General features: G+C 51.6%; 2 protein-coding genes and 1 pseudogene. All 3 read right to left on the reverse strand.

What is annotated here, in order from left to right:
- Positions 1-216 (reverse strand): annotated as a pseudogene (locus VN105_RS27285) (MATE family efflux transporter); the annotation flags it as partial.
- Positions 217-227: 11 nt separating this feature from the next.
- Positions 228-1,595 carry a lysine N(6)-hydroxylase/L-ornithine N(5)-oxygenase family protein gene (locus tag VN105_RS27290; RefSeq protein WP_325646226.1) on the reverse strand — a complete coding sequence of 456 codons (1,368 nt, stop codon included), beginning with the start codon at positions 1,593-1,595 and terminating at the stop codon, positions 228-230.
- A gap of 26 nt (positions 1,596-1,621) precedes the next feature.
- The coding region (locus VN105_RS27295; RefSeq protein ID WP_325646228.1) for a GNAT family N-acetyltransferase at positions 1,622-2,833 on the reverse strand (1,212 nt) is incomplete at its 5' end.

Below are 2,833 nucleotides of genomic sequence, written 5' to 3' on the forward strand. Positions count from 1 at the left end.
ATTATTGATGCCCACAATGGTAATGGCTTTTTCCCCCAGACTGCTGACAAAGAGCAGGTCGACAATGACAAAAAGGGATTCCAGGCTGAGCTCCAGCATCGTTGGAATAGCCAGCAGGAAGGCTGCCCGATTGACGTTTCCACGTGTGAAGTTTTGCTCCGTTCCCTGCAGGGCAATCCAGAACAGCTGCACAAAGGCTTTAATTTTGAGTAGCATACCTGATCGGATTAAGCTTTTTCAATCTGTGGATCTGCAAATACGACCCTGCTGTCGTCTTTTTTCAGCGCTGCTGCTGACAAGGCTGTCGTTCCGAAGGACTGAAAGGCAATGGCCTGCTCCACGGGGTAGACGCTGCGCCCGAGGATTTCCCGAAGGATATAGGAGTTGCGGTAGGCACCCATCCCGAGATCGGGTGTGGCAATACCATGTGTCTGGAGCTCGGCATTCTGTACAAAGATTTCCTGCTGATGCTTGTCAATGGCATAATTGCGCGCGACCTGAAAGGTTCCCTTAGATGTGCGTGCAATGCGCTCCTGTATATTGCGCAGAAAAGCGGGTTCCTGGTATTTGTAACCGGTAGCCATAATCACAAAATCCGTTGGGATCACATAGCTATCTTCTTGCTCTTTCTGCACAAAATGGAGCTGATAGCTGCCGTCGGCAGTGGTCTGCAGATCCTGCAGTTCGCTGTTGGCAATCAGTTTCACATTCACTTGCCCATCGGCAGTTTCCATGGTATAAAGTGTGTTGAAAATTTCATTGATCAGATCGTAATTGATCCCTTTATAGAGGATGCTCTGTTCTTTCAGCAGCTGATCGCGCTTTTGGTCGTTCAGTGAATAGAAATAGTCCACGTACTCCGGTGAGGTCATTTCCAGGGTAAGCCGGGCATGATTTGCCAAGGGGAAGAAGCGGTCCGAACGTGTCACCCAGTTAAGCTGTAGACCATCGCGGGTATGGGGCAAAAGGTCGCGGACTATTTCGGCAGCACTCTGTCCCGAACCGACAATGGTGACGGAACGCTGCTGCAACAGCTGCTCCTTGCGATAGAGGTAAGCTGCGGTATGGATCACGTTGGCCAGATCACGGTTCTTGATGAAACCTGGCAAAAAGGGGGATGTGCCTGTTCCCAATACGATTTTTCGGGTGATATAGTGGCTGATCTCCTGAGTACTTTTATTCAGCACCGTGACTTGGTAGTTCGGATCAAGATAAACGATATCCAATACCTCGTGGCCGAATTTGCACTGCTCCAGCTGGTCGGCAACCCATTTACAGTAGCTGTTGTACTCGCGGCGCAAAATAAAAAAGTTCTCGCGGATATAAAACTTGTAGATTCGCCCGCTCTGTTTCAGGTAGTTGAGGAAGGAATAGGGACTGCTGGGGTCGGCCATGGTCACCAGGTCGGCCATAAAGGGAACCTGTAAGGTGGCATCGTCGAGCATCAGGCCCAGATGCCAGTTAAACTGCTCGGTGCGATCAAAGAAGATGGCTTTACAGTCTGCTATGGGTTGTGTCAATGCCGCGAGTCCCAGATTGAAAGGACCGATGCCAATGCCAATAAAATCATAGGTATCATTTGTGTTGTTATCCATTTTTTGTCTTTTTGTAAGTTATTTCCTTAATAGATTTCAATCGCTTCCGAATAGGTTTGCCTGAGTTCGGGCTCCGGTTCCTGGGGTTTGTTGGCCGGAAATTTCTCCCAGTACCACTCCCGGTAGCAGAAATTGAGATGTGCCTTTTTATGGGGCATCTCAATAACACCCTGCAACTTAAACCCGACATGAATTTTATTCATCAGGGCTGCCATGGATTCGATGGCTCCTTCGCCGACCAGGCGGCCTACTTTGGGGTGGGCGAACAGCCAGCTCAGGATGCTCTGCATGGTCAGTGAGGGGAACTTTTTCTCCCTGTCTGTGGGGGCGATAAAAAGATGGGTGCCATAATCTGTTGGCAGCACATCGAAATAGTTGCCGACGACATCGCGGGTAGCCCAATAGACCTCCATATTGAAGGTCGGAATGCCGTTGATCTCGCCGATGTAAGCATGACCGGCTTTGTCGGCAAGCAGACTGCGGTAAAATTGCTCCAGCCGGGGGAGATCCCAGTTCATCTGCCAGATGGCTTTGGCATGATCCCGGTGAAACCAGCGGTGTACCATCTCCAGATCGCGGTCCAGATCAAAAGGCCGAATGCTGACCGTCACCTGCTCCTTGGCGTAAGTTTTGGAAAATACCGGCGCAAGTCCCTGTGGTCTTAATAGCGCGGCATCCCAATAGACCTCCTGGAGTGGATTGGGAATGCTGCAGCTGCCCTTTGCGGAATCCTTGGCGAAGCGGTCCCGGATGTTAAAATGACGCGCGGCAATAAGAAAGGCGGCTCGTTCATCTTGCTGTTTGCGGGATCGCCGCTGATAATACTGATAAGTCAATGTGATCAGCGCTTCTTCATCCTGTAAGCCATACCGCCCGATCAGGCCAATCAACGGGAACAGATGACCAATCAGGACGAGCTCAATCCATTGGGATCTGGCTGCGGGATCGTCGCCGGATATTTCCTTCCCCTCGATTGCCGCCGGAAATCCATTTTCATCGACCGTAAGGACGGCGTCCAGCTGCTTGTAGCCCAAAATCCGGAGGTATTGGTGAAACCAGTGCAACACGGCGTCCCGGCGGTGGAGCCGTCGGCTTGTGCTGTATTGCTCGATATACCGGAGTGCAGGGGCTAACTGCTCCTCGGGCATGTAGGATGAGGTCAAAGCGGCAATCGCTGGGGTATCAGCGCGGGGCTGCGGGACTGCTGCTGCCGCTTGTTCAGCGCCTGCTGTTACACC

Origin of the sequence: Chitinophaga sp. (assembly GCF_035564935.1) — a bacterium.
Taxonomy (GTDB): Bacteria; Bacteroidota; Bacteroidia; order Chitinophagales; family Chitinophagaceae; genus Chitinophaga.